Origin of the sequence: Paludisphaera mucosa (assembly GCF_029589435.1) — a bacterium.
Classification (GTDB): domain Bacteria; phylum Planctomycetota; class Planctomycetia; order Isosphaerales; family Isosphaeraceae; genus Paludisphaera; species Paludisphaera mucosa.
Window position 1 is genome coordinate 4653074 of the sequence record NZ_JARRAG010000002.1, and the last position, 26471, is coordinate 4679544.

Here is a 26471-nt window from a genome sequence, read left to right on the forward strand (position 1 = left end):
CCCACGACCAGTAGAGTGGGGGGCGCGACGACGAACGCGGGCGGGAGGGCGGCGGGATGAGCGGTGGGCCGACGAACGAGACCGTCCTGCGAATCCAGGCGTTGTACGAGTCGGGCCCCGTCGGGCCGCTCGACGACGCGCGGCTGCTGGAGCGGTTCGTCGATCGCGGCGGGTTGGACCGCGAGGACGCCTTCGCGGCCCTGGTTCGCCGCCACGGGCCGATGGTGCTGGCGGCCTGCCGCCGCATGCTCGACGGACCCGACGCCGACGACGCCTTCCAGGCGGTCTTCCTCGTGCTGGCGCGCAAGGCGGGCTCGCTCCGACGCGGCGGCGACCTCCGGCCCTGGCTCTACGGCGTCGCCGTGCGGACCGCCCGCGAGGCCCGCCGCCGTGCGGCGCGGCTCCGCGCCCGGGAAGCGGGTGCGCTCGACGACTCCCGGCCCGCGATCGAAGCCGACCCCGACCTCTTCGAACTCCGCGCCGCGCTCGACGAGGAGCTGCAACGCCTCCCCGGGCGCTACCGCGAGCCGATCCTGCTCTGCGAGCTGGAAGGCGCCTCGCGCCGCGACGCCGCCGAGCGCCTCGGCCTCGCCGAGGGGACCCTGTCGAGCCGCCTCGCCCGCGGCCGCTCCCTCCTCCGCGACCGCCTGACCCGCCGCGGCCTGGCCGTCGGGACGCTCGCCGCGGCGCTCGCACCCCGGCCTTCGTCGGCTTCCGGACTGGCCGCGCTGGTCGACGCCTCGGCCCGCATGGCCTCGCAGTCCGCCGCCGGGACCGTCCCGGCCGCCGTCGCCACCCTTGCCGAAGGAGTCCTCGCCATGCTCGCCGCCGCCCGTTTCAAAGCGATCGCGACCGCCGCCTCCGCGGCCCTCGGCCTGCTGGCCCTGACCGCCGGCCTCGCCTGGGGATTCGTCGGTCGAGCGCCGCGGCCCGAGCCCGCCGGCGTCCCCCGGGCCGACGACGGGCCCGAGCCCGCGCGGAAGCCGGACGAACCCCAGATCCGGGGCGTGGTCCTCGACGAGGACGGCCGGCCCGTCGCGGGGGCCGAGGTGCTGCTCAACGCCTTCACCGACGACGAGGTGCGCGCGACGAGCGGGCCCGACGGCTCCTACACGCTGAAGCCCGGGGGCTTGAAGGTCGACGGCCGATCGATCCTCGCGCGTTCCGCCGACGGCCGAAGCCTGGCGATCTTCCGCTATGGTTCCAACCTCACCCGGGCCCAGGTCGAGGCCCCGGCGCGGATCATGGTCAGGCCGGGGCGGGACGTCCTCGTCCGGGTGGCCGATCCTCGGGGAGCGCCCGTCGTCGACGCGGTCGTGGAGGTCGTCGGAGAGTTCCACGCCGTCGCCCACGCGACGACCGGGCCCGACGGCCGGGCGAGCCTGGTCATCCCCCCCGACGGACGGGTGCACTCGGTCGTGGCCCAGAAGGCGGCGACCGGGTTCGATTACGCCGATTTCACGGAAACCCTTGCGACCGACGACGGCGACGGCGTCTGGCCCGACGCCGTGCCGGCGTCCATCACCCTCACGCTCGGCGACCCGCGAACCGTCGCCGTCAAGGCCGTCGACGAGAAGGGCGAGCCGGCGGCCGGCGTCGGGCTTCACGTGTGGTACCTCAAGAAGGCCGATCGAAAGGGCAGCGTCAATTACTGGAGCCGCATCCATCTCGCGACCACCGGCGTGGACGGCGTCGCGACGTTCGACTGGTTGCCCCGGTCGGCGGAACCGCTCGTCTTCTGGCCGCGACCGAACGAGGGCTTCGCCCGCCGCCGGGTCGTCGTCGAGCCGGAACAGTCCGAAGCCGTCATGCGATTGGAGCGGCTCGCGACGGTCCAGGGCCGTGTCGTCCTGCCCGACGGCTCGCCCGCGAAGGACGTGATGGTCGTCGCCTCGGGCACGGGACGGCTTCCGGATCGGGGCTCCGGCCGGACCCGCACGACCGACGACGGTCGCTTCGAGATGAAAGTGGCCCCGGGCGAGGACTACGCCGTCTGGATCGTCGATCCGGCCTGGACCGCGCCGACGCGGTTCGACGTCGTCGTGGGGCCGGGCCGGACGACCGAGGCGGTCGACTTCCAGCTTGCGAAGGGGACCATGCTGAAGGGCCGAGCGACCCTCCGGGCGGACCGTCGCCCCGCGATCGGCGAGCACGTCACGGCCCAGGAGGTCTCCGCCAAGACCCTGGCGAAGGCGATTGCGACGGATGATGCGTCCTATCGACCGACCCCGCATCTCGTCAGCGCAAAAGTCGACGCGCAAGGCCGTTACGAGATGCGTCTCGGCCCCGGGACGTATTTGATGTTCGGCTCGAACTCCGGAGGGCCCTTGGTCGTCGGCGACGAGCCCGAGCTGCACCGCGACGTGCAGATCGACCGGCCCGATCGAGGTCCGCTCGCGGGCCGCGTGGTGGACGCCGCGGGCGCGCCGGTCGCGGACGCGCGGATGGAGGTCGCCATGAGCGACGGGAGGACGTTTCCGGCGAAGGCCGACGCCGACGGGAGGTTCCGGATGGAGCGGGACCTCATCCGGGCGTTCCTCGGAGTCTGGAGCCCCGAAGGTCGCCTCGGCTCGGTCTTCCTGGTCGGCGCCGACGAGCGTGAAGTCGTCCTGCCGGTGACGCCGACCGCGTCCGCGACCGGGCGGCTCCTCCAGGCGGACGGACGCCCTGCGGCGCGGCTGGAACTGGCCTGGGGCCGGCAGGTCCCTTCGTCCGCCGACGGCCGGTCGTACCGCCACGCCTTCTCCACCCGGGTCGTCACCGACGACGAGGGCCGGTTCACGCTGCCGTCCCTGGTCGTCGGCGAGGAGTACGAGATCCTGGTGCGCCGCGAGGACCTGGATTCCTACCCTCGCGCCGGCGTCGTCCGGGTCGAGAAGGCCGGCCCGTTCGACCTGGGGACGTGGCGGCCGGGAGAGGCCCACGGATCCCGGATGCGCTCCGACTTCCGCGAGGGATCGCCCGCCGTCGGGGACGTCGCGCCGGCGATCGACGCCGTCACGCTCGAAGGCGAGCCGCTGAGGCTGGAGGACTTCGCCGGCAAGACCGTGCTGCTCGCCTTCTGGGCGACCTGGTCCGGCGCAGGCCTCCGCGAGATCGATCAGATCCGGAACGTCCATGCCGCCTTCGCGGGGGACGACCGGCTGGCGATCGTGAGCCTGAGCCTCGACGCGTCGGTCGACGCGCCCCGCGAGTTCCAGGAGGGGCGCAGGCTCCCCTGGAGCATGGGCTTCCTCAAGGGCGGCCTCTCCGGCCTCGACGCCGCGTGCGGGGTGCAAGCCGTCCCCGCCTTCGTCCTCGTCGGCCCCGACGGCAGGATCGTCGCCCGCGGGATGCAGGGGGAGGGGATCGAGGAGGCGGTCGCGAAGGCTTTGCGCCGATCGCCCTGAGCAAGCGTTGCACGGCATGAAGCCAAGATGTGAAATAATTAATCTCGGTTTTCATGTAGTAATCGTTTCAATCACGACGTATTTAAATGACCTGCAAGATCCGCTCCACCTCGGGGCGACGCGATCGGTTCGCGTCGGCCGGCGCCTTCCAAGGGCCGACGATCGTCCGGGGGGGCGTAATCCGACGTCGGGGGCGCGGGCGCCCTCGCGATCCCGGGAGAGTCGCATGAAGAACCTCGCCTATCTGGCGTCGCTGGTCGCGCTCGTCCTCGCGACGTCCGAGGTCCGCGCGGGCCCGATCTTGTGGGTCGACGACGCCAACGGCAACATCGGCAAGGTGGACGTGGCCACCGGCGACGTCACGCTGGTCGGCAACGCGGGCGTGGTGCTGACCGACATCGCCTTCGATCCCGCCGGCAACCTGTACGGGATCAGCTTCACCACCTTCTACCGGGTGAACATGAACACCGGGCTCGCCACCGCGATCGGGTCGCTGGGCCTCAACACGGCGAACGCCCTGGTCTTCTCCAGCGCCGGGGTCGCCTACACGATGGGGAACAGCGGCGGGGGCCTGTACACGATCGACCTGAACACCGGGGCCGCCTCCCTGATCGGGGACGTCGGCTTCGCCTCGGCGGGCGACCTGGCGTTCCACGGCGGCGACCTCTACCTGTCGAGCACGTCGAACGAGCTCGTCCGGGTGGGGCTGGGGCCGGTGAGCGGCACGCCGGTCGGGCCGTTCTCGCCGTCGAACGTCTTCGGCCTGGCCAACGGCGACGACGACGTGCTTTACGCCGTGGCCGGGACCTCGGTCTACTCGGTCGACCCGAACACCGGGGCGAGCGTCCTGGCGGCGAATTACGGCGGGCAGGGCCTGGGCCAGGCCTTCGGCGAGGCGTTCTTCTTCGAGGCCGTGGCGGTGCCGGAGCCGGGCGGCCTGGTCCTCCTGGCGACCGGCGTCGGGCTGGCGGCCCTCAAGCTGCGCCGCAGGGCCTGACGGGGGCGCGTGAGGCGAGCACCTTCAGGCCAGCACCTCGACGACGAAGCCGCCGGGGGCGCGGAAGTAGAAGGTCCAGGAGCCGTGCTGCTTCGACGGAGCGGGGGCGTCGAAGCCGTCGTCCTTGAGGCGGCGGTGGATCTCGTCGACCTTCGCCGGGCTCTCCTGGATGAAGCCGACGTGGAACGCGCCGGGGTAGGTCACGTCCTGCGCGCCGTCGACGTTGGTCAGGGTCAGGACCATGCCGGCGTCGTCGCGCAGGAAGGCGATCCGGTCGTTGCCCGGCATGCCTTTCGGGTCCAGGCCGAAGTACGTGACGAGGAAATCCCGGGCGGCCCGGACGTCGGAGACGGCCAGGTTCAGGTGGTTCAGGATCATCCCGGGCGCTCCGCGAGGGCTCGGCGGGTCACTTGTAGACGGCGACGCCGGGGAGGGCGACCTTGAACTTCTCGACGGCCTCGGGGGTGACCTTGGAGCCGATCAGGTAGACGGACTTGAGGCTCTTCACGTCCTTGAGGACGTCGAGGCCGGCGTCGGTGACCTCGGTGCGGCTGAGGGCGAGCACCTGGAGGTTGGGGAGGCCCTTGAGCTGCTGCAGGCCCTTGTCGCCGACCTTGCTGTTGGTCAGGAAGAGCATGGTCAGGCCCTTCAGGTCCTTGATCTGCTCCAGGCCGGCGTCGGTGATCCCGGGGCTCATCAACGTCAGGGCGGTGAGGCCGGGCAGCTCCTTGAGCGGGGCGAGGGCGGCGTCGCCGACCTGGCCGTTGTCGATGTAGACGACCTGCAGGTTGGGGATGGTCTTCAGGAGGGCCAGGCCGTCCTTGTCGCCCGACCACTTCTTGAGGATGTTGACCGTCGCGACCTCGGCGCCGTCCTTCCCCTTGTCGACCGTCAGCGAGCCGCCCAGCTTCTCGATCTCCAGCCCGGCGACCTTGAGCTTGAGGCCGCCGACCTCCTTCTGCAGGGCCGCGATCTGCTCCTTGAGCTTCGCCGGGTCTTCGGCCGGCGGCGCGGGGGCGGCCGCGGGCGCGGGGGCCGGCGCGTCCTTCTTGGGCTCCTGGGCGCGGGCCGGGGCGGCGAGCGAGGTCAGGGCGAGGGCCGAGGCGAGGAGGAGGCTGCGGTGCGGCGTCATGGCGGGAGGCTCCCTGGGTGCGGCTTCGCAACGATCGTGGGCTGGTCAAAATACCCCGGCCGACGCGGATCCGCAACAGGCCGGGGGCCGCGTCAGGAGAGCAGGAATTCGAGGTCGTCGCGGGTCAGGCCGGAGATCATCCGGTTGTCGGCGTTGAGGATGGCGTCGGCCAGGTCGCGCTTCTTCTGCTGGAGTTCGAGGATCTTCTCCTCGACGGTGTTGCGGCAGATGAGCCGGTAGGCGAAGACGTGCTGGGTCTGGCCGATGCGGTGCGAGCGGTCGATGGCCTGGGCCTCGACGGCGGGGTTCCACCAGGGGTCCAGCAGGTACACGTACTCGGCGGCCGTCAGGTTCAGGCCCAGGCCGCCGGCCTTCAGGCTGATGAGGAAGATCGGGCAGTCGGGGTCGTTCTGGAAGCGGTCCACCTTGGCGGCGCGGTTGCGGGTGCGGCCGTCGAGGTACTCGTAGACCAGCTTGTCCTGGTCGAGCCGCTCGCGGACGATCGACAGGAACGACGTGAACTGCGAGAAGACCAGGACCTTGTGGCCCTCCTCGACGACCTCGGAGAGCGAGGGCAGGAGCAGGTCGAGCTTGGCGCTGGGGCTCGTCACCAGGTCCTGGTCGATCAGGCCGGGGTGGCAGGCGGCCTGGCGGAGCCGCAGGAGAGCCTCCAGGACCTCGATCTTGGAGCGGTTCAGCTCGGCGGAGTCCTTCTTCAGGAGCGCGTCGCGGTAGTGGACGCGGAGCTCGTCGTAGGTCCGCCGCTGCTCGGACTCCATGTCGCAGAAGAGGGTCTGCTCGGTCTTCTCGGGGAGGTCCTTGACGACCTCGGACTTGGTCCGGCGGAGGATGAACGGCCGCAGGGCCTTGGACAGCAGGACGCGGTCCTCGCCCTCGATGGCCGAGGCGCCGGCGTAGCGCTTGAAGATGGTGTCGCTGCCGAGCATGCCGGGGTTGAGGAACTCGAGGATCGACCAGAGCTCGCCGATGTGGTTCTCGATGGGCGTGCCGCTGATGGCCAGGCGGCTGCGGGCGTTCAGCAGCCGGGCCGACTTGGCCGACTGGCTCTCGGCGTTCTTGATCGCCTGGGCCTCGTCGAGGATGACGTAGTCGAACTCGAACTTCACCAGCTCGGCGATGTCGGTGCGGAGGGTGCCGTAGGTGGTGACGATCAGGTCGTAGTCGTCGAACTTCTCGCGGAACGGGTGCCGGCCCGGCCCGGTGTAGTCCATGATCCGGAGCCGCGGGGTGAACTTCTCGGCCTCGGCGAGCCAGTTGAAGACGAGCGAGCGGGGGACGACGGCGAGCGTGGGGCCCTTGGCCTGGCGGCGGAACCGCCGACGCTGGAGCAGGGCCAGCACCTGGATCGTCTTGCCCAGGCCCATGTCGTCGGCGAGGATGCCGCCGAAGCCGAAGCGCTGGAGGTAGTCGAGCCAGCCCAGGCCCTCGCGCTGGTAGGCGCGGAGCTCGCCGTGGAAGCCCGGCGGCGAGTCGAGCGCGACGACTCCGTCGAATTGGCGGAGGTTCTTGCGGACGCGGGCGAAGGCCTCGTCGATCTGGATCTCGGGCTGGTTCTCGAGCAGGGCGTCGAGCAGGCCGGCCTGCGAGGCGTTGAACCGCAGCGCGCCGTTCTCGGCGGCGCCGAGGTCGGCGAGCAGGCCGTACTTCTTGAGCCAGTCCTCCGGGAGCATGCCCATCGAGCCGTCGCCCAGCTCGATCATGGTGTCGCCGCGCTTGGCGGCGGAGAGCAGCTCGGGGAGGCTGACGCTCTGGCCGCCGTAGTCGACGCCGCCGTCGAGGTCGAACCAGTCGATCCCGGTGGAGAGGGCCAGCTTGAACTCGCCGGCGGGGCGGATGAGCTTGCCCTCGGCCTCGATCCGCCAGCCGGCCAGGACCAGCTCCTTGGCGACGGCGTCCATCCGCTTGGCGGGGAGCTCCAGCGTGTTGGGGTCGAGCCGGGGGTCCTTGGCCTCGCGGAAGCCCAGCTCGAACAGCTTGACGTCGGCGGCCGACTCGGTGCGGGGGTCGCGGCGGATCACCAGGCCCAGCTCGGTCGAGACGGCCAGGGGCGTCGTCCGGCCGGCGGGGATCACGGCGCCGTCGTAGTCGAACTCCAGCTCGGCGAGCAGCTTGTCGGCGGCCAGGCCCCAGTTCTGGCGCGGGGTGCGCAGGGTCAGGCTGGGGCGGGGCTTGGCGACGATCTCCTCGAGCGCCAGCGAGTCGACCAGCTCGACGGCCGGGACCCGGGCCTCGGCCAGGATCCGGCCCAGCATCAGGTCCTGCTGGGGCTCGACGAAGGTGATCTCCTTCTCGTAGCGGAGCCGGACGATCCAGGTCATGACCCCCAGGTCGTCGAACCGCGCGGCGCGGCCGACGCCCAGGACGAGCAGGCCGGGGAGCAGCACGAGGGGCTCGGCGAGGTCCATGCGGTTGTCGCCGCGGCGGAGGCCGCCGCGCCACGACCAGCGCTTGCCGCCGGCCTCGGCGCGGATGTCCAGCGCGAACCGCCAGGGGAGGCCGTCGTCCCAGCGCATGGTGGGGGGCTCGTCCTCGCCGTCGGTGCGGCGGAGCCGGAGCCGGCCGCTGCGCGCCAGGCGCTCGACCAGGGCCGCCTGGTCCTTGCGGAGGATGAACCGCCGGGTGCCGCGGAGGTCGGCGGCCGCATTGCGATGGGCCCGCGGCGGCGGCGGCGCCTGTCCGGGCCGGGACTCGTCGGCCGGCCCTTGGGCGTTGGCGAGGGCCGCGGCGGGGGCGGGGGCGGCGACGCCGTGGTGGGCCTCGTCGAGCAGGGCCAGCAGCAGGCGGTCCTCGGGGTCGTATTTGACGTGCGCGGCCTTGGGGGCGTACCACCACGGCCGCAGCGGGCCCCACTCGCCGGTCGGCTTGCGCTGGCGGCGGGCGAGGTCGATGACGATCTGGTTGTGCGCCTGGGTGGCCGCGACGTCCAGCACGTAGACCAGCAGCCGCTTGGCGTTGCGGTTGACCGCCTTGGGCCCGGCGCGGCCGGCGGCGTCGGCCTCGCGGCGGGCCTTGTTGCGCGCGGCGCGGGCCTCGCGGGCGGAGGCGGGGGTCCAGACGCCGCTCGGGCCGTCGGGCGGGGACGGCGGCGGCGGCCGCTCGCCGTTGCGTTCCCGGGCGCGGGCGGGGGGCGGACGGCGGTCCTTGCCGGTCGCGTTGCGGCCCCGGGCCGGGCGGCTGGGGACCTGCGAGGCGGGGTGCCGGGGGGCGCCGATGATGACGTCGCGGCCGTAGTCGGGGTTCAGGCCGTTGGGGCCCTCGAGGCCGGGGCCGGGACTGGGGCCCGAGGGCGGGATCGGCCCAGGACGGGGGCGGTCCTCGCCGGGCTCGACGCCGGGGCCGGGGCTCGGGGCCGAGCCGGGGGCCCGGCGGGGGGGCTCGGCCACCAGCCGCACGGCCATGTTGGGCGGCGATTGGAGGAAGCCCCGCGAGTCCGCCAGCAGGAGGGTCGCCCAGAGGTGCTTGCAGGGCTCGCCCTGGGGCCCGAAGTACGGGCAGGAGCACGTCGCCAGCAGGCGGGCGCCCCGGAGCCGCGCGCGGACCCGGTACTTGGTGGTGCCCCGCACCCGGGCCACCACCTCGTTGGGCTTCGCCGACATCAGGCTGACGCGGCCCTTCGAGAAATACGACTGGCCTCTCGCGCGGACGGCGTCGCTGAAGTTTCGCGCGACTTTCTGGGCTATCCCCATCATCGATACCCACCCCGAACGCATCGACCGGAGGATCGACCCGTCCCCGGAGGGATGCTCCTCTTGAACAGGTTTTCCTCGTCCTCGTTCCCGCTCCCGCCCGTCGCGCCGCGAGCCGGGCGCGGCCCCGCCTCAGACGTCGAGGTTCTTGACCTCCAGCGCGTGCTTCTCGATGAAGTTCCGGCGCGGCTCGACGTCGTCGCCCATCAGGGTCGTGAAGAGGTCGTTGGCGGCGGCGACGTCGTCGAGCCGGACCTGCATCAGCGTCCGCCGCGACGGGTCCATCGTGGTCTCCCAGAGCTGCTCGGCGTCCATCTCGCCCAGGCCCTTGAAGCGGGTGATCTTGATCCCCTTCTCGCCCAGCTTGCGGATCGTGGGCGCGAGCGACCGGAGGTCGAGCAGGGGGTGGTCCTCGCCGTCGCGATGGAGGACGAAGCGGGGCGGCGGGTCGTCGCCGGTGACCTCGCGAGCGAGCAGGGCCTCGGCCCGCAGGCCGAACTCGTCCCGCAGCTTCGCCAGGTGCTTATTGATCGTCTTGACCTCGAGGAACTCGTGGACCCGGTGCGCCGCGGCGGGGCCGGCCGGGGCGGCGGATGCAGGCTCGGCGTCGGCGTCGGCTTCGGGCTTCGTCGGGTGGGCGGCGTCGAACTCCTCCTGGGTCCAGAACGGGGCCTCGCGGCCGTGCTCGTCCTCGACCAGGTAGAGGGGCAGGAGCCCGGCGCGGGGGTCGGCCTGGGCGTCGCCGGCCGGGTGGGCGAACTTGAGGAACTCCCGCAGCGAGCGGTTGCGGCGGCCGAAGGTGCGCAGGCCGTGCTCGATCGCGCCCCCCAGCTCGACGAGGTGCTTGAGCCGCTCGCCGTCGACCGCGCCCTGGCGCGAGGCGGGGCCGGCGTCGTCGGCCGCGACCGGGGCGTCGGCCGGGACCAGGACCGCGTCGGCCAGGCCGGCGGCCATCAAGATCCCCTGCATCTGCTCCTCGGTGTGGACGTAGCGGCGTTCCTTCTTGCCGCCGGCGAGCATGTACAGCGGGGGCTGGGCGACGTACAGGTGGCCCTCGGCCACGAGGCGGGGCATCTGGCGGTAGAAGAAGGTCATCAGCAGGGTGCGGATGTGCGAGCCGTCGACGTCGGCGTCGCTCATCATGACGACCTTGCCGTAGCGCCTCTTGCCCGGCTCCTCCTCCTCGCCGATGCCGTTGCCGACCGCCGTGATGATGTTGCGGACCTCCTCGTTGCCCAGCACGCGGTCGAGCCGGGCGCGCTCGACGTTGAGGATCTTGCCCCGCAGCGGGAGGATGGCCTGGTACATCCGGTCGCGGCCCCCCTCGGCGGTCCCGCCGGCCGAATCGCCCTCGACGAGGAAGAGCTCGCTGGAGTCCTGGTCGTGGGTGGTGCAGTCCATCAGCTTGCCGGGCAGGCCGCCGCCGGAGAGCACGCCCTTGCGGTTGCGGACCAGCTCGCGGGCCTTCCGCGCCGCCTCGCGCGCCTCGGCGGCGAGCTGGGCCTTGGCGACGATCTTCTTGGCCGTCCCGGGGTTCGTCTCCAGGTACTCGGCCAGCTTCTCGTTGACGACCCGGGTGACGATCCCCTCGACCTCGCCGTTGCCGAGCTTGGTCTTGGTCTGGCCCTCGAACTGGGGGTCCGGCACGCGGACGCTGACGATCGCCGTGAGGCCTTCCTTGAAGTCCTCGCCGGTGATGCTCAGGTCCTTGCTCTTGGCGCTGCTCGCCGCCTTGGCGTACTGGTTGAGCGTCCGGGTGAGCGCGGCGCGGAAGCCGGTGAGGTGGGTGCCGCCCTCGATCGTGTTGATGTTGTTGCAGTACGAGACGACCATCTCGCTGATGGAGTCGTTGTACTGCATGGCGACCTCGACTTCAACGGCCCGCTCGTCGTCGCGGCCCATGAAGACGACCGGCTGGTGGAACGGCGTCTGCGCCCGATTGAGATAGGCGACGAACTCGCTCAGGCCCTCGGACGAGTAGAACTCGTCGGACCGGGGCTCCTCGCCGCGCTCGTCGGTCAGGCGGATGCGCACGCCCCGGTTCAGGAAGCTCAGCTCGCGGAGCCGCTTCTCCAGGATGTCGTACGAGAACTCGATCGAGGCCTGGAAGATCGAGGCGTCGGGCAGGAACCGGATGGTGGTGCCGGTGGTCTTGGTGGCCCCCTGCACCTTGACCGGCCCCAGCGCCGCGCCCTGCTCGTACTGCTGTCGCCAGACCTGGCCGTCGCGGCGGACCTCGGCCTCGAGCCACTCCGAGAGGGCGTTGACGACCGTGACGCCGACGCCGTGGAGGCCGCCGGAGACCTTGTACGTGTCGTGATCGAACTTGCCGCCGGCGTGGACCTTGGTGAGCACGATCTCGAGGGTGCTCTTGCCCGAGTCGCCGTGGGCGTCGACCGGGATGCCTCGGCCGTCGTCGACGACCGACGCCGAGCCGTCGGCGTGGATCGTCACCTGGATGTTCTTGCAGTAGCCGGCCATCGCCTCGTCGATCGAGTTGTCCACCACCTCGTAGACCAGGTGGTGGAGCCCCCGCGACGTGGTGTCGCCGATGTACATGCCGGGGCGTTTGCGGACCGCCTCGATCCCCTCGAGCACGCGGATGTTGGCGCCGGTGTAGGAGCCTTCGCCCCCGACGACCGCGTCGCCCTCGATCACAGTCGCGTCGATGCCGTCGTTCTTGGTCAAATCCATCGCGGCGTTTCCTCGGTTCGTCCCGTCCTCCGGGCGTCCTTCCTCCCGCGTCCCTGCGGCGTTCCGATCGATGTCATGCAAGGCGATGCGGCGGCCCGCCGGGCCGGCTCGGGCTCGCGGCGCTTCGGGGCGGCCGACGCCCTCGCGAACCGGCGGGCTCTGCGAATCCCGACGGCCCTCATCCGCCCCAGCGGGGGGAGGGGGGGAGGCGTCGGCCCTCGGATCCCGAGACGCCCCCGAAGCTCACGAATCCACCGACCCGATCCGGAACCGCAGGTCCTCGATCTTCGAGCCGGGGCAGGCGTCGCGGAGGGCCTGGAGCAGCTCCCCCTTGCGGTAGGCGGACAGTTCTTCGAGCAGGGCCGGGTGGTCGACGGTCACGTTCAGCGTCCCGCGGCGGACCTCGCCCAGGCGGGTCCGGGCCCGGTACGCCTCGCCGACCGCGGCGTCCCAGGCGGCCTGCAGGGCGAGCATCGCGTGGATCCGGCCGTAGCCGCGCAGGGCGAACAGCTCGCCGAGCACGTCGGACAGGGGCCGGGGGCCGCGATGTTCGGGGTTGGGCATGCGGGTCAGGCGTCCTGGGAAGGGGTCCCGGGCTTTCCGAAGCCCGGCTCGCTCAGCGCTCTCGGGTCAGGGGCATCACGACGTAGGTGTACTGGTCCAGGGTCTTGAACACGGCGGCGTTCTTGGCGTCGATCAGCTCGGCGGTGATCTCGGCCTCGTCGTCCAGGGTCTTCAGGGCGTCGAGCAAATACCGGGGGTCGAAGGTGATCTCGACGGTCTTACCCTGGTATTCGAGGGGCAGGTCGACCTGGGCCGAGCCCACGTCGGCGGCCTGGCTCGACAGCTTCAGGGCGCCGGGGCCGAACTGGAAGTCGACGCCCCGGCTCTCGTCGCTGGTGACGATCGAGGCCTGCTCGACGGCCAGCCGCAGCGGGCCGACGGTCATCGGCACCCGGGTCTCGACGGTCGTGGGGAAGACGTCCTGGTAGCGCGGGAAGCGGCCCTCGACCAGCCGGCTGTAGATCACGGCGCCCTCGGTCCGCACCAGCACCGCCGCGCCCGACTGGATCGTCAGGTGGACGAGCAGGTCGTCGTCGACGAGGTTCCGCTCGATCAGCTTGAGCGCCTTGACCGGGATCACGGGCGTCCCCGAGGGCGCGGGCGGGTCGTTCTCGACCTGGGCCGAGGCGACCATCTTCGCCAGCCGGCGGCCGTCGGTCCCGATCATCGCCATGCCGTCGGGCTTCAGCTCGACGAGGACGCCGCCCAGGGCGTAGCGGGCGCTCTCCAGGTCGGTCGCGAACACGGTGCGGCGGATCAGCTTCTTGAGGTCGCCCGCCAGGATCACATGATACCGATCGGCGGCGAAATCGGGAACCTCCGGGTAGAGGCTCGGGTCTTCCAGGGGGAGCTTGAAGCTCGACCGGGCCCCGCGGACGAGCAGGTGCTCGTCGCCGGTCTCCAGCAGGAGGTCCTGGTCGCCGCTGGTCCTGAGGATCGGGCCGATCTTGGCGGTCGGCAGGATCGCCGATCCGGCCTCCTCGACCTTGACCCCGAGCACCCTGTGCCGGATGCCGACCTCGAGGTCGGTCCCCATCAGGACCGAGCCCTCCTCGGCGTCGACGCTGAGCTTGACGTTCTGCAGGATCGGCTTGGGACTCCGCGCGGGCACGACGCCGCTGACCATGTTGAACGCGGCGAGCAGTCCTTCGCGATTGCACATAGCCCTCATGCGCGTGCCTCGTTCTGGGACGTTGCGTTGCTCGGCCTCGACCGCTCCCGACGGGCCGAAAGGTTGATGGGCGGACCGACGTCGGGGGGCTCGCCGGTTCGGGCGGCCGCGGCCTGACGTCGGGCGGGGAAGGGGGGATCGAACCGAGCCGCCCGCGTCCGCTCCCGTCGAAGGTTCATTCCGGCTCCATCATACCACGACCAGGACCCCGGCGAAGCCCCACGAGCCGGGATTGAAGGACGCGGCGGGACCCCGGGGCGACCTCCCCCCGGACACGTCGCGGCAAGCCTCGCGTCGGGGCCGCGGAGGGCGGGCGACGCGTCTCGACCCGGGAAGGGACCCGGTCGGCCGGGGGCGCGACCCGGCGTCTGCCTGATTGTCATGAGAGAGAAAGCTTCACCGCCGTAATAATCACAGTGCGGCGGACGGGCTGTGGATAACTTCGAGGGCGCCCGACGAAGTCCAGCATACCAAAAGACTTACTCGAACACAACGGCAACCGAGACCTGTTCACAACCCGGTCGACGACTTTGTGGACGACCCGCGCGCCGAGGTTCATGAGGGTGCACGACCGCCGAACGCCCGGGACGGGGCCTGTGGATCGTCGCCGATTCGGCGCGCGGCCGATCCCGACTTATCCACAGGTCGTCGACAGGGTGGAAACGGCCCGTCGAGGCCTCGAAGAATCGGATCTCGGCGGACGGGCGGTCTGCGCCCGAGTCTGGCGGTCCTTTCGACTGCGCCCTCGTGCGGCCCCTTTGGCGATTGCCCGGACTGTCGGGCGCGGCCCGGCGTCACGGCTTCCGGAGGAGCTTCCTCAGCGAATCGAGGAGGGTCCCGCCGACGGGGCTGCCCCAGCCGGTGGTCATGTCCCAGCCCGGGTGGGCGTCGTAGCCGAGGTAGGTCGGGATCTGCTTGCCCTCCAGGTCGATGTGGCTGGATACGTTGTCGCCGACGGTGACGTCGTGGGTCGACCCGGTCCCCTCCAGCGGGCCGTAGAGCAGCGTGTTGTAGAAGCCGACGTTCCGGCCCAGCAGCTGGTTGATCCGGGCGGCGAGCGCCGACCAGACCGGGGCGCCGGCGCTGGTGCCGCCGTCGTGGAGGAACTTGCCGCGGGCCCGGATCAGGATGCCGGTCTGCGGATCGGCGATCGAGGCGACGTCCGGGCCGCCGCGGCCGGTGGGGTGGCCCGGGTCGACGGAGGTCGGGTCCAGGCCGCCGTCGACGCCCGCCTGGTACGAAGGGGTCGCGAAGTGCTGGCTCACGCCGCCGCCGGTCGAGCCCTTGTCGCCGATCAGGTAGCCGTCCTGGATCGTGTACGTGTCCCAGACGACCTCCTCGTCGATCTGCGCCCCCCGGGCGATCGTGGTGCCGCCGACCGACGTAACCCAGGGGCTGGCCGAGGGGAACTCCACGTGCGCCAGGCCGTCGGCGATGTGCCGCGAGGAGCCGTAGTCGCCGGCCGACGTGAAGACGGAGACCCCCATCGCCGCCGCGTCCAGGAACGCCTGGTTGGCGACGTCGAGGTACATCGACGACAGGTACGGCTCGGGGATGGAGTCGCTGATCGAGAGGACGTCGATCTTGCGGCCGGCGTCGTGGATCGCCTCCTGGATCGACCGGAAGAAGTCGCCCGGGCCGCCGCCGGCGTAGTAGACGACGATCCTGGCGTCGGGGACGAGGGCGCCGACGACCTCTACGTCCAGGTAGATCTCGTCGTCGCCCGCCGGCGTCCCCCGGCCGACGGTGGTGATGTCGGGCGTGGGGAGGCCCAGGTGGTCGAAGTAGGCCCGGAAGTCCTCGCGGGCCGAGGCGTCGATCACGCCCGCGACCTCGATGATCCCGACCGTCTGCCCCGTCCCGGTCGCGTCGGGGAACTGGTAGCGGTCGGCGACCTGGGCCGGGGTGTAGCCCTCGGTCGTGTCGTCCGCCTGCGCCGCGGGCGTGGAGTCGCCGCCGGTCGAGTCGTCGGGCCGGGCGACGCTGAAGACGCCCTGGATCACGTCGTGGAGCGCGATCGGCACGCCGATCTCGCCATTGTAGACCCAGGGGCCGTCGGCCGAGCCCTGGCCCTTGTACAGCTTCCTCCCGAAGGCGTCCTCCAGGTCGGGGACCTTGCCGGAGACGCGGATGAAGCGGGTGCCGAGGTCGACCGAGTCGACCTTGAGGCCCTGGCCCTCGGCCCATTTCGTCACCGCGGCGACGTCGGCGGGGTCGGCCCCGTACTGCGCGGCGAAGTCCTCGCGCGAGAGGGGCTGGCGCTCGTCGAGCGGCTTCGCGGCCAGCGATTCGAGCGACGGCCGGCTCGCCGAGTCGGCCCGGCGGCGGACGACGAGCAGGGCGTCGACGACCTCGTCGGCCTTGAGCGCCTTCAGGTCGGCGTCGGCGGCGACCGTGGGCAGGGCGCTGCCGGCGATCGGCGCGACGGCCGTGGCGTCGGCCTTGATGAGCCGCAGGACGTGGCCGACGTGGTTGAAGTACCATTCGTTGGGCGTCCCGGGCGCGCCGAAGGGGCGGATCTGGACGCCCTCGGGGACGACGCGGCCGTTCGAGTCGATGTGATCCGGGGTGATCCCGGTCGAGTCGATGATCAGGTGCCTGTCCAGGCCGTTCGCGTCCTTGCCGTAGTCGCCCAGCCAGGTGATGGCGTGGGTCGCCTGGGAGCGGTCCTGGTCGTTCCCGTCGATGATCAGGATGTCGCCCGGCAGGAGCTGGGAGACCAGGTCGTCGTAGCTGGTCCAGTGGTCGATGGTCTGGATGGCTACGCGGTCGGCCAGCGAGGCGGGGATGACGGTGTTTCCGGGGGTGGAAGCGGAGATGGCCGCCTGGTCGGTGGTCTTGCTGTCGATCGTCACGCCCAGGGCGTCGGCGTAGGCCCAGGCGGTGAAATTCGTGCAGTCGACCCCCTGGCTCTGGTAGGCGACCGTCGAGGCGACGTTCCACGCGCTCCCCTGCGTGGGCAGCCAGGTCGGGTCGTAATGATGCTGGTAATCGACGCCGAGCGCGCTCATGTACGCGGCGATCACGCGCTCGCGGAGCCAGTCGTTGGACGCGCCCTGGGGGACGGTCGGCGGGTCGTTGGCGTTTCGGCCCGGCCCCCAGCCGTCGCCCGAGGGAGCCGAGATGGTGCGGTCCCAGAGCCCCTTGTCGAAGCCCCTGGGCGCGGAGGAGAGGTCGATGCGGTAGGGGGACGTGTACGTCATCCTGGGATAGGCGACCAGGGCCACGTCCTCGCCCCCGCCGCCGGCGACCCCGCCGCGCCCCTGGAGCGGGTGGAAGGCCGCCTTGAGTGAGTCGCCGAGGGGCTCGACGTGGAGGTCGTCGGCGGACTTGCTCGGCAAGAGGTCGGCCCCGAACCCCTGGACGACCACCCGGTCGCCGCCCGTCGAGGCGAAGAAGACGGTCGGCGTGACGGGACCGGGGCTGGTCGCGGCCTTCTCCTTGCCGTCGACGTCCTTTTCCTTGAGCGTGCTCCGCTGATAGACGTAGCCCGCGCCCATCGGGACGAGCGTCCCCGAGCCCGGCGAGGCGGCCGGCTGGAACGTGCGGGCCTTGCCGTCGGCGTAGGAAACGATCGCCGCCCGGCTCGCGCCGCCGCGCGAGGCCAGGCCGGTCACGACGATCGAACCGCCGGCGTTTTCCGACGAGACGACGGCCACGTGGGCCGTGCCCGAGCGGGCGCTGAAGGGCTTGGTCGTCCAGACCCAGCGGTCGAGCGCGCCGTCGTAGACCGCGACGCGGCCGTCGGCCTTCGAGGCCATCGCGAGGTCGGCGACGCCGTCGCCCGTGACGTCGCCGGCGTCCAGGCTGACGCCGTTGCGAGTCGAGATCGGCGAACGGTCGTAGCGCTTCGCCTCGACCCAGCTCGACGTCCCGACCTGGAACGCGTACGCCCGGACCGTCCGCGCGGGGCCCCCGGTCGCGGCCTGGCCGACGATCAGCTCGTCCTTGCCGTCGCCGTTCACGTCGGCCGACGCCAGGTCCAGGCCCCGGGCCCCCTGGAACCCGGCCGGGACGCTCGCGGCCGACAGGACCTGGGCCGTGACCGGCGCGTTGTACGGCGAGGTCGCCTGGACGCGGAAGCCCCACGCCGCGACGTTCGCACTCCGGGTCGAGGCGACGACCAGCTCGGAGACGCCGTCGCCGTTCAGGTCAGCCAGCACGATCTCGAGCGGCCCGGCGTTCTTGCCCAGCGGGTTCTCGATCGTGACCAGCGGCAGCGGCGCGTAGCCGGTCGAGGTGTCCGCCGCCCGGCCCCAGCCGCTGTAGATCGTGACCTTCGTCGAGTTTGCGGCGTGGCCGGCGACGGCGAAGTCGGCGACCTGGTCGCCGTTGACGTCGCCCAGGCTCAGGGCGTCCACGCCGGCGGACAGGCAGAGCCTCGGTTCCATCGCGTCCAGGGAGGCCTTGAAGCGGGACCGTCGACGCGTCGTCATGGGGTGGATCCTCTGGAGTGGGGCGCGCTCCCCGCGCCTCATGGATCACCCTAGAACATGAGCCGACGAATGATGCCTCGGGGCCGGAAATTCCCCGGGAGCGGGCCCTCGCGAGCCCCGGCTTGACAGGTCGCCGACGATCCCGGATGATCCCGCCGCCCGAGGAGGATGCGCAAGGCGTTGGGGCAAGGAGACTTTGGGATGACGACGAACCCCCAACCCGGCCGTCGGCCGGCGGCGTGGCTGCTGCTGGTCGGGCCCTGCCTGGTCGCCCTGGGGCCGGGGCTGGGCTCGGGGTCGCGGCTGTCGTATCACGAGGCGTTCGTGGCCCAGGGGGGCCGCGAGATGCTCGAATCGGGGGATTGGTCGCAGCCCACGATCGGCGGCCGGCCCTGGCTGGAGAAGCCTCCGCTCCCCTTCTGGATGGCCGCCGCCGCCGGCGCGGTCGCCGGCCGGGTCTCGCCGCTGGCGGCTCGGCTGCCCTCGGCTCTGGCGGCGACGGGCCTGGCGCTGGGCGTCGCGTTCGTGGCGCGGCGGCGGTTCGGCGGGACGGTCTCGCTGCTGGCCGGCGCCGTGCAGGCCACGACGGCCTGGGCCGTGCTCCGGGGCCGGCTGGCCGAGGCCGACGTCACGCTCGCCTGCCTCTTCGTCTGGACGATGGCCGCCTTCGACCGCATCCGCGAGACGGACGACGCCGACGGCGACGAATCCGACCCCCGCCGTCGCGCGGCCTGGCGGTGGGCCTTCTTCGCCCTGCTCGGGACGACGTCGCTGGCGAAGGGGATCGGCTTCGGCGCGGCCCTGATCGCGGCGGCGGCGGGCGGGACTCTCGCCTGGGACCGCCGTCCCGGGTCGTGGCGGCGTTTCGCCTTCCCGGCCGGCTGGCTCGTCGCGGCGGCCCTGGCGCTCGCCTGGCCGCTGGCGATGCTGCGCCAGCACGGGGCGGGGGCGGCGTCGCTCTGGCTGATGCACGTCGCCGACCGCTTCGGGCCGAGGACCGGCCACGGCGTCTTCGCGGGCGAGACGCCCGGCGCGTACGCCGTCGACCTGCTGAGCCAGGGCCTCCCCTGGACGCCCTTCGCGATCCTCGGCGCCTGGCGGTCGCTGCGGCGACGCTCGGCCGGCGACCGCCTGCTCGCGGCCTGGGCCATCCTGCCGCTGGTTTTGGTCTCGATCCCCGGCGGCCGCAACGGGCACTACGCGATCTACGCCATGATCCCCTGGTCGATCTGGGCGGCGATCTCCCTGGAGGCGCTGGGGGATCGGCTGGTCCTGATGGGACGGCGCCCCGCGCGGGTGCGGCGGCTGGCCTTCGCGACGTTCGCCGGCCTGGCGGCGGCCTACGGGCTGGGCTTCGGCCTGGTCGCGCCCATGCTGGAGCGACGGGGCGCCGAGCCGGACTTTTACGAGCGCATCGCCCCCATGATCCGGCCCGACGAGCCGCTCGTCCTGCTCTACGACGACTGGGACCGCGACCCCTATCCGACTCCCTTCGGGCCGATCCCCCACGACCTCGCCGTGCGGCTGTACTACCTCGGGCGGCCCGCGACGTGGGTCGTCGGCGAGCCGTCCGGCGCGACGCCGGCCACCCCCTCGATCGCCGTGCTCGGCCGCGACCGCGACCTCCCCGCGCTCGCCGAGGCCGGCGACGTCGAGCCGCTGGCCCGCGGCCCCTCCGCTCGCTGGGACCGAACGTTCCGCCTCTTTCGCCTGCGTCCGAACCGGCCCGAATCGGCGGTGGCCGCCTACACGACCAGCTTCCAGACGTCGCGCACGAAGTAGCGGCACATCCCCGCGAACTCGGCGTCGGGGGCGGTCATGGCCCGGACCTGGGCACTGATCCGATCGAGCATGAGGCCCTCGAACTTCCCCGAGTCGAGGACGAGGCGGAACGTCTCCAGGTCCGCGTACTTCCGGTATCGGAGCCCGAGGAGCTCGTCCCGGTTCAGGCCGAGGCATCGCTCGGCCGCTTCGAACACCCTTCGCGAGGCCGCGCGCCTCGGGTGCCGAGGCGCGATCGCCACCCGGCGCTGGATCGGGTCGGCGACCCATTTGAAGAGCGACTCGGGATCGTCCACGTAGGGGTCGACGAGCCCGGCCTTCTCCCGCGCGGCCGCCCGGAGGAACTCGGCCCTGGGACGGCCCGCGGCGTCGTCGAGGGGGTCTGGGGCGAGCCTCGCGGCGATCGCCCGCCGCTCCACTTCCGTCAGGCCGAGGGCCTCCGCGGGGATGGGCGGGCACGTCATGGCCGGGCCGTGGACGGGGAACTGGTCGGACTTGTAGGCCTGGTTGCAGATCTGGCAGGCGAACACGTAGTTCTCGTAGCAGTACGCGAGCCACCAGTAGCGGCTCTTGGGCCGGAAGTGCTCCACGTCGCCGTAGGCCACGACGTCCGTCGAGGCCTCGCAATAGGCGCACTTGCCGGCGGACTCGGCCCTGAGCTGGTCCTTGACGACCTTCCACGAGTCCAGGAACCGGGCGTCGTCCCGCAGGTGGCCGTCCAGCAGCGCCAGCATCTTGGCGACGCGGAGCGGGCCCCGGAAGCCGGGGTGGATGCGCCCGGCCGATCGATCGCGCGCGAGCCGGATCACGGGCGGCGTCCCCCAGGGCCTCGGATCACGACTTGCCGGGGCGAGGCTTGGTCTTGGCCTTGGTCCCGGGCGGCTTCGTCGCCGCGCCGCGCTTCGGCCGTCCCTCGCGGCCGGGCTTCCGATCGACGTCGTCGCGCAAGGCCAGGCGGATGTCTTCCAGCAGCTCGCGTCGCTGGGCCTCTTCGGGCTTCGCCGCGTCCCAGTCGGGCAGGGCGAGCAGTTCGCGTTCGAGCTCGGGCAGGCGGGCCCGCTCGGCCGTGGTGAGGCGGTTCCGCGGCTTGTCGCGGAGGCCCTGGAACTCCGCCCGCGTCTGTTCGACCGACCGCGAGTCGGCCGTCTCCAGGCCGAAGATCGGGCTGATGAGCAGCTGGTGGAGCATCAACTTGCGGGGCTCGCCCTCGAAGGCGTGGAGCGTCGGGGGGGCGTGCTCGGCGTCCCGCTTCAGGACGAACAGCTCCCCCGGGCCCGCCTGGTGCACGGTCAGGGCCGAGTGGGTGGTGGCCAGGATCTGGAAGTTCGGCAGCTTGGACGACAGGTAGTCGACGAGCCGGCGCTTCCAGACCGGGTGGAGGTGCAGGTCCATCTCGTCGATCAGGAGCAGGCCGCGGGCCGACAGGGGGTTCTTGTAATCCTCGAAGATCCGGAGGATCCGGTAGAGGAGGTCGCCGCACCAGCCGGCCGCGTTCTGGTAGCCGTCGCTGAGCTGGTCGAGCGGGAGCACGCCGTCGGGAGTCCGGAAGAGGAGCTTCCTCGCCGACTTGTCGATCCGCTCGAACGAGACGTCCGGCAGCAGGTCGTCCAGGGTTGAGCGGACGATCTTCAGCCCTTCCTCGCCCCGCTCGTAGTCGAGGGCGATCGCCCAGGTTTCGAGGGGGCTCAGCGTCGCGTCGTTCGAGAACATCGTCGCCACCGACCGCGACCGGGGATGGGTGAAGACCTCCGACGACGACCCGCCCGGGTCGCCCAGGCGTCGCGAGACCCCGTAGCCGACGACCAGGTAGTTCCGCGCCGCGTGGGCCAGAGCGCGGTCCAGGCGGTCGAGCGACTCTTTGTTGTCCTCGAAGATCCGGCGGATGTGGTCGCCCCGCTTCAGGCTCAGCTCGACGTGGCGGGTCTCGCCTTCGGCCGTGACGAGGTCGGCGGCCATCCGGCAGCGGTCGGCCTTCAGCCGGATCCACGAATCCGGGTCGCCGATCAGCTCGGGGAGGGCCTCGCTGCCGGCCAGCAGCAGGGCGACCGCCTTCAGCACGGTGCTCTTGCCGCAGCCGTTCTGCCCCAGCATCAACGTCCACTTGCGGACGGGGGCGTCCACGGCGGCGAACGACAGGTCGAGCGACTCGATCGCCCGCACGTTCTCCAGGACGAGGCGCTGCAGGAACATCGCCCATGACCCCGTGAGGATTCCGAACGGCGGCCGTCGCCGGAGCCGGCCCGGCCGCACGATCGTCACTCTAACATCCCCCGCCGCGACGGGCGAGCCGCGGGCCGGATCAGGGCCGATAGGGCCGCAGGTCGGGGACGTCCGGCAGGGCGCGGACCTCGTCGAGGAACGAGTCGGCGAGGATCGCCGGGGCGTAGCCGCCGGCGCGGATGCGCCTGAGGGCCGAGGCGTGGATCATCACCTCCTCGTCCGGCCTGTCCTCGTAGACCAGCGTCCGATAGCGCCCGCGGCCGAGCCCCAGACGCTCGCGCTTCGTCTTCCAGTCCCATGCGAACTTGGGGACGTACTCGAAGGGCCGCCACGCCGCGGTCAGCGACTCGTGCATGGGCTCGGCCCAGGGTTCGTCGGGGATGGGGGAGCGGCTCAGGACGGCGTGCAGGCGGGCCGGGTCGAGATGCAGCCCGTGGGCCTGCGCCTCGGCGGCCATCCACCCGAACGGCTCCCGCCAGAGGCCGCCGTCGCGCTCGGGGTAGCCGCCGCCGACGTCGGCGTGCACGCCGGGGAACCAGGCTTGCACGAGGTCCTGGCCCCCGGCCCGGCGGAACTCGTTCTGGCGGAAGAACCAGCGCCGCTCGTCGAGCGCGAGGGCGTGGCGGACGACCGCGACGCTCGGGTTGCGTCGCGTGTACGGGTACGACCTGGGATTGTAGACCCAGCCGACCGAGGCGACGGTGTCCCAGCAGCCCAGGAAGTGGACCGGGAACCGACGGTCGTCCTTCGCCGCGCCCGGGACGGCCCGCGCGAACGTCGAGCGGAACTGGTTGCTCAGCTTCCAGTAGTTGGAATCGCCCCCCTGATCCTCACGCTTCGCGTCGCGCGAGGCCGAGAAGAGGCGCATCAGGTAGGGGGTCAGGTTATGATTGCCGCGCGGCAGGAGGCCCAGCGCATGCAGCAGGGCCGCCAGCACCCTCACGGTATAGGCGCCCCGGCTGAAGCCGAAGAGGAAGACCCGGTCGCCGGGCTCCCAGGCGTCCATCAGGTAGCGATACGCCTGCTCGACCTTGCCCGGGAGCCCGACGCCGAGGGCCAGGCCCGCCCATCCGGACGCCAGCTTCGCCGCGGCCGTGACGCGCCCCGGCTCCGGCAGCGTGCCGACGCCCGGGTCGTAGTAGAGCCGCTGACGGCCCGGATCCCGGTCGAGCGCCTGGACGAGCCGGACGACGTTGGTGTTCTCGGGCCCGAACTGGTTGTTCGTGCCGTCGCAGCAGATCACCAGGTTCCGATTCATCGCCGGCTCCGCCCGCCGTACGCCTCAGGACTTGACCAGCTCCTGGAACCGGCCGTTGGCGTCGTCCCAGGCGCGGGGGTTCTGGGGCTCGAAGACGGTGACGGGGAACGAGCGGGCGACGATGGCGCGGAGCTGCTGCAGCGAGCCGATCCGCTTGCGGCCGAGGGCCTGCATCAGGATGTTGCCGATGGCCGTGGCCTCGACGGGGCCGGCGTGCACGGGCCGGCCGCAGGCGTCGGCGGCGAACTGGCAGAGCAGCGTGTTCTGCGACCCGCCGCCGACGATGTGGATCGTCTTGATCTTCGTCCTGCAGATCGACTCCAGCCGCTCGATGGTCCAGCGGTACTTGAGCGCCAGGCTCTCCAGGCAGGTGCGAATCAGGGCCCCTTCCGACTCGGGGGCCGGCTGGCCGGTCTTCTTGCAGAAGGCGACGATCCGGGCGGGCATGTCGCCGTGCGAGAGGAACGACGGGTCGTCGGGGTCGATCAGGGGGCCGAACGGGGCCGACGACATGGCCATCGCCATGAGCTGCGGGTAGCTCAGGTCGTTGCCCGCCCGCGCCCAGGTGCGCCGCGACTCCTGCACGAGCCAGAGGCCCATGATGTTCTTGAGCAGCCGGGTCGTCCCCAGGACGCCCCCCTCGTTGGTGAAGTTGTACCGATAGGTTTCTTCGTTGACGACCGGCCGCGGGACCTCGACGCCGAGCAGCGACCAGGTCCCGGAGCTGAGGTAGCACCAGTCGGGCGGCGAGTCGGCGCCGACGGTCGCGCTGGCGGTCGGCACGGCGACCACGGCGCTGGCGGTGTCGTGGGTCGGCGGGGCGATCACGGTCACGGTCTTCGCCAGGCCCACCTCCTCGACGACCGAGGCCCGCAGCGTCCCCAGCTCGCTGCCGGGCTCGATCAACCTCGGCAGGATCGACCGCGGAAGCTCCAGGGCCGAGCAGATCTCGTCCGACCATTCGCCGGTGCGGGGGTCGAGGAGCTGGGTGGTCGACGAGTCGGTGCGCTCGGCGGCGCGTTCGCCGGTCAGGAGCCAGCCCAGGACGTCGGGCATCATCAGCAGCGTCTCGGCGACGTCGAGCAGCGGCGAGCCGGCGGTCTTGAGCGCCAGGAGCTGGTAGACGGTGTTGAACGGCAGGAACTGGAGGCCGGTGATCTCGTAGATCCGCTCCCTGGGGATCCGGGCGAAGGCGGCGTCGAGCATGCCGTCGGTGCGGGGGTCGCGGTAGTGGACCGGGTTGCCCAGCAGGGTGTCGCCGCGGCCGATGAGACCGAAGTCGACGCCCCAGGTGTCGACGCCGATCGCGTCGATCGAGGCCTTGGCCGCGGCGGTCATGCGGATCGCGGTCTTCATCTCGTCGAAGAGCCGGGGGAGGTCCCAGTAGAGGGTGTCCAGCATCCGCACCGGGCCGTTGGGGAAGCGATGGATCTCCTCCAGCCCCAGCCGGTCGCCGTCGAACCGCCCGAGCATCCCGCGCCCGCTCTCCGCGCCCAGGTCCAGCGCCAGGTAGTCCGTCGTCTTCGCCATCGTCTTGATCTCGTCTCGCGGGGAGGGGCCCGGGTCGACCGGACCTTCTCCGGCCCGCCGGGCCGCCCGATCATAGGCCAGCCCGGGGCCCGCCGCAAGCCGGCGAAGCCCCGCGACCACGACCCATCCCGGCCGCGATCCCGCGACCGCCGGGCGGGCGGGCCGAGATCCTGCGGCCTCCACGCTTTGCAGCGACGCCCGGCCCGGCTATGCTGCGCCTCTTTTCGGTCGCCAATCGAGGGGAGTCTCGTCGCATGGTGGAGCGCGCATCGAAGGTCCCGCCCAAAGCTTGGGGGGTGACGTTCGCCGGGATGGCGGTCAACCTCTGCCTCGGGATCCTCTACGCCTGGAGCGTCTGGAAGGCGAACCTCGTCGCCGACAAGGCGCACCCGGCGGGCTCGCCGATGTCGGGGCTCAACGCGGGCTGGACCTACCTGACCGACGCCCAGGCGACCTCGGCCTACGCGGCCTGCGGGATGATCTTCGCCCTGACGATGATCCCCGGCGGCCGGATCCAGGACCGCTACGGGCCGAGGACCGGCGCGACGCTGGGCGGCCTCTTCCTGGCGTCGGGCTGCATCCTGGCGGGGCTGATGAAGTCGTACGTCGGGCTCTTGCTGGGCTTCGGGGTGCTGGGGGGGATCGGCATGGGCTTCGGCTACGCGGCGACGACCCCGGCCGCGGTGAAGTGGTTCGGCCCCCATCGCCGCGGGCTGGTGGCCGGCCTGGTCGTGGGCGGCTACGGCGCGGCGGCGATCTACATCGCGCCCCTGGCGAAGACGCTCATCGCCGCCTACGGGCTCTCGGGGAGCTTCATCGGCCTGGGAGTGCTCTTCGCGGTGGTCGTGATCGTGGCCTCGCGGTTCCTGGTCTTCCCGCCCGACGACTATCTGCCGCCGGCGGCCGCGATCACTGCGAAGGCCGCGCCGACGGCCGTGGACTGGCCGGCGGGGCGGATGCTGAAGACTTGGCAGTTCTACGCCCTGGTCTTCCTGTTCATCGGCTCGGCGCAGTCGGGCCTGCTCGTGATCGCCAACGCCGCGCCCTTGCTGAACGCGACGGCCGGGAGCCTGGCCTTCTTCGCGGCCAACGCCTGGATCCTCGCCTCGTACGGCGGCCTGGTGAACGCGGCGGGACGGGTGGGGACCGGCTTCTATTCGGACGGGATCGGCCGCGCCAACGCCTACCTGATCAACGGCGCGGTCTCGGCGGCCTGCCTGTTCCTGATGCCCCGGATCATCGCCTCGGGCAGCGTGCCGCTGCTGTTCCTGGCCGTCGGCGTGGCCTACTGGCAGTACGGCGGCGCGCTCGCCCTGATGCCGGCCTTCACGGCCGACTTCTTCGGGCCGAAGAACCTGGGCTTCAACTACGGCTTCGTCTTCCTGGGCTGGGGCGTCGCCTTTTTCGTCCCCCAGGCGGCCGGCTACCTGAAGGACGCCACCGGCGGCCTCGACGCGGCCTTCACCCTGTCGGGAGCCCTGCTCGCGGCGGCCGTGGTCGTCAGCCTCTTCCTCAAACGGCCCACGCTCCCGCCCGCGGCCGTCGAATCGTGAGGCCGACGGCCCGGCGGGCCTGGTCCGCGGGACCCCCT

The 26471-nt window shown here is 71.8% G+C and carries 15 protein-coding genes; 4 read left to right on the plus strand and 11 right to left on the minus strand.

Annotated elements, in window-relative coordinates; all coding sequences use genetic code 11:
- Window positions 1–56: 56 nt before the first annotated feature.
- Together PZE19_RS27985 and PZE19_RS27990 are read left to right on the plus strand one after the other, a co-directional pair.
- Window positions 57–3389 (plus strand): sigma-70 family RNA polymerase sigma factor, encoded by a 3333-nt coding sequence (locus PZE19_RS27985; protein WP_277863896.1) that lies wholly within the window; start codon window positions 57–59, stop codon window positions 3387–3389.
- 226 nt (window positions 3390–3615) lie between these two features.
- Window positions 3616–4386 (plus strand): PEP-CTERM sorting domain-containing protein, encoded by a 771-nt coding sequence (locus tag PZE19_RS27990; protein ID WP_277863897.1) that lies wholly within the window; start codon window positions 3616–3618, stop codon window positions 4384–4386.
- A gap of 24 nt (window positions 4387–4410) precedes the next feature.
- Here PZE19_RS27990 and PZE19_RS27995 read toward each other — a convergent pair whose 3' ends face one another.
- From PZE19_RS27995 to PZE19_RS28025, 7 genes are all read right to left on the minus strand, one after another.
- A complete protein-coding gene (locus PZE19_RS27995) occupies window positions 4411–4764 on the minus strand; it encodes a VOC family protein (protein WP_277863898.1) in 354 nt (117 codons plus the stop codon).
- A gap of 28 nt (window positions 4765–4792) precedes the next feature.
- Complete coding sequence (locus PZE19_RS28000) at window positions 4793–5518, minus strand: leucine-rich repeat domain-containing protein (protein ID WP_277863899.1); 726 nt, start codon at window positions 5516–5518, stop codon at window positions 4793–4795.
- Window positions 5519–5610: 92 nt separating this feature from the next.
- Window positions 5611–9228: a DEAD/DEAH box helicase gene (locus tag PZE19_RS28005; RefSeq protein WP_277863900.1), complete on the minus strand. Its 3618-nt coding sequence runs from the start codon at window positions 9226–9228 to the stop codon at window positions 5611–5613.
- Between the two features lie 129 nt (window positions 9229–9357).
- Window positions 9358–11919, minus strand: a complete 2562-nt coding sequence (gene gyrB / locus PZE19_RS28010) for a DNA topoisomerase (ATP-hydrolyzing) subunit B (RefSeq protein WP_277863901.1) — start codon at window positions 11917–11919, stop codon at window positions 9358–9360.
- 243 nt (window positions 11920–12162) lie between these two features.
- The gene (locus tag PZE19_RS28015) at window positions 12163–12483 is read right to left on the minus strand and encodes a DciA family protein (protein ID WP_277863902.1); all 321 of its coding nucleotides are present in this window, start codon (window positions 12481–12483) and stop codon (window positions 12163–12165) included.
- A 52-nt stretch (window positions 12484–12535) separates the two neighbouring features.
- Window positions 12536–13654, minus strand: a complete 1119-nt coding sequence (gene dnaN, locus PZE19_RS28020; RefSeq protein ID WP_277863903.1) for a DNA polymerase III subunit beta — start codon at window positions 13652–13654, stop codon at window positions 12536–12538.
- A 794-nt stretch (window positions 13655–14448) separates the two neighbouring features.
- The gene (locus tag PZE19_RS28025) at window positions 14449–18090 is read right to left on the minus strand and encodes an FG-GAP-like repeat-containing protein (RefSeq protein ID WP_277863904.1); all 3642 of its coding nucleotides are present in this window, start codon (window positions 18088–18090) and stop codon (window positions 14449–14451) included.
- A gap of 201 nt (window positions 18091–18291) precedes the next feature.
- Between PZE19_RS28025 and PZE19_RS28030 the strand changes: the two genes are divergently transcribed.
- Window positions 18292–19872, plus strand: a complete 1581-nt coding sequence (locus PZE19_RS28030) for an ArnT family glycosyltransferase (protein ID WP_277863905.1) — start codon at window positions 18292–18294, stop codon at window positions 19870–19872.
- On the opposite strand, the gene PZE19_RS28035 is transcribed toward PZE19_RS28030, so the two are convergent.
- The 4 genes from PZE19_RS28035 to PZE19_RS28050 form a co-directional block, all read right to left on the minus strand.
- Window positions 19836–20681 (minus strand): HNH endonuclease family protein, encoded by an 846-nt coding sequence (locus PZE19_RS28035; protein ID WP_277863906.1) that lies wholly within the window; start codon window positions 20679–20681, stop codon window positions 19836–19838. The two genes, PZE19_RS28030 and PZE19_RS28035, sit on opposite strands and share 37 nt — an antisense overlap.
- 25 nt (window positions 20682–20706) lie before the next feature.
- Complete coding sequence (locus PZE19_RS28040) at window positions 20707–22062, minus strand: AAA family ATPase (RefSeq protein WP_277863907.1); 1356 nt, start codon at window positions 22060–22062, stop codon at window positions 20707–20709.
- 109 nt (window positions 22063–22171) lie between these two features.
- Window positions 22172–23350 (minus strand): T6SS phospholipase effector Tle1-like catalytic domain-containing protein, encoded by a 1179-nt coding sequence (locus PZE19_RS28045; protein WP_277863908.1) that lies wholly within the window; start codon window positions 23348–23350, stop codon window positions 22172–22174.
- Between the two features lie 24 nt (window positions 23351–23374).
- Window positions 23375–24880 (minus strand): rhamnulokinase, encoded by a 1506-nt coding sequence (locus PZE19_RS28050; RefSeq protein WP_277863909.1) that lies wholly within the window; start codon window positions 24878–24880, stop codon window positions 23375–23377.
- A gap of 254 nt (window positions 24881–25134) precedes the next feature.
- Between PZE19_RS28050 and PZE19_RS28055 the strand changes: the two genes are divergently transcribed.
- Window positions 25135–26433 (plus strand): L-lactate MFS transporter, encoded by a 1299-nt coding sequence (locus PZE19_RS28055; protein ID WP_277863910.1) that lies wholly within the window; start codon window positions 25135–25137, stop codon window positions 26431–26433.
- Window positions 26434–26471 lie beyond the last annotated feature (38 nt).

Excerpts from the sequence above, each read along its gene's own strand:
- PZE19_RS27985 (WP_277863896.1), top strand. The coding sequence starts at position 57 with ATGAGCGGTGGGCCGACGAACGAGACCGTCCTGCGAATCCAGGCGTTG.
- PZE19_RS27990 (WP_277863897.1), top strand. The coding sequence starts at position 3,616 with ATGAAGAACCTCGCCTATCTGGCGTCGCTGGTCGCGCTCGTCCTCGCG.
- PZE19_RS27995 (WP_277863898.1), bottom strand. The coding sequence starts at position 4,764 with ATGATCCTGAACCACCTGAACCTGGCCGTCTCCGACGTCCGGGCCGCC.
- PZE19_RS28000 (WP_277863899.1), bottom strand. The coding sequence starts at position 5,518 with ATGACGCCGCACCGCAGCCTCCTCCTCGCCTCGGCCCTCGCCCTGACC.
- PZE19_RS28005 (WP_277863900.1), bottom strand. The coding sequence starts at position 9,228 with ATGATGGGGATAGCCCAGAAAGTCGCGCGAAACTTCAGCGACGCCGTC.
- gyrB (WP_277863901.1), bottom strand. The coding sequence starts at position 11,919 with ATGGATTTGACCAAGAACGACGGCATCGACGCGACTGTGATCGAGGGC.
- PZE19_RS28015 (WP_277863902.1), bottom strand. The coding sequence starts at position 12,483 with ATGCCCAACCCCGAACATCGCGGCCCCCGGCCCCTGTCCGACGTGCTC.
- dnaN (WP_277863903.1), bottom strand. The coding sequence starts at position 13,654 with ATGAGGGCTATGTGCAATCGCGAAGGACTGCTCGCCGCGTTCAACATG.
- PZE19_RS28025 (WP_277863904.1), bottom strand. The coding sequence starts at position 18,090 with ATGACGACGCGTCGACGGTCCCGCTTCAAGGCCTCCCTGGACGCGATG.
- PZE19_RS28030 (WP_277863905.1), top strand. The coding sequence starts at position 18,292 with ATGACGACGAACCCCCAACCCGGCCGTCGGCCGGCGGCGTGGCTGCTG.
- PZE19_RS28040 (WP_277863907.1), bottom strand. The coding sequence starts at position 22,062 with ATGTTCCTGCAGCGCCTCGTCCTGGAGAACGTGCGGGCGATCGAGTCG.
- PZE19_RS28045 (WP_277863908.1), bottom strand. The coding sequence starts at position 23,350 with ATGAATCGGAACCTGGTGATCTGCTGCGACGGCACGAACAACCAGTTC.
- PZE19_RS28050 (WP_277863909.1), bottom strand. The coding sequence starts at position 24,880 with ATGGCGAAGACGACGGACTACCTGGCGCTGGACCTGGGCGCGGAGAGC.
- PZE19_RS28055 (WP_277863910.1), top strand. The coding sequence starts at position 25,135 with ATGGTGGAGCGCGCATCGAAGGTCCCGCCCAAAGCTTGGGGGGTGACG.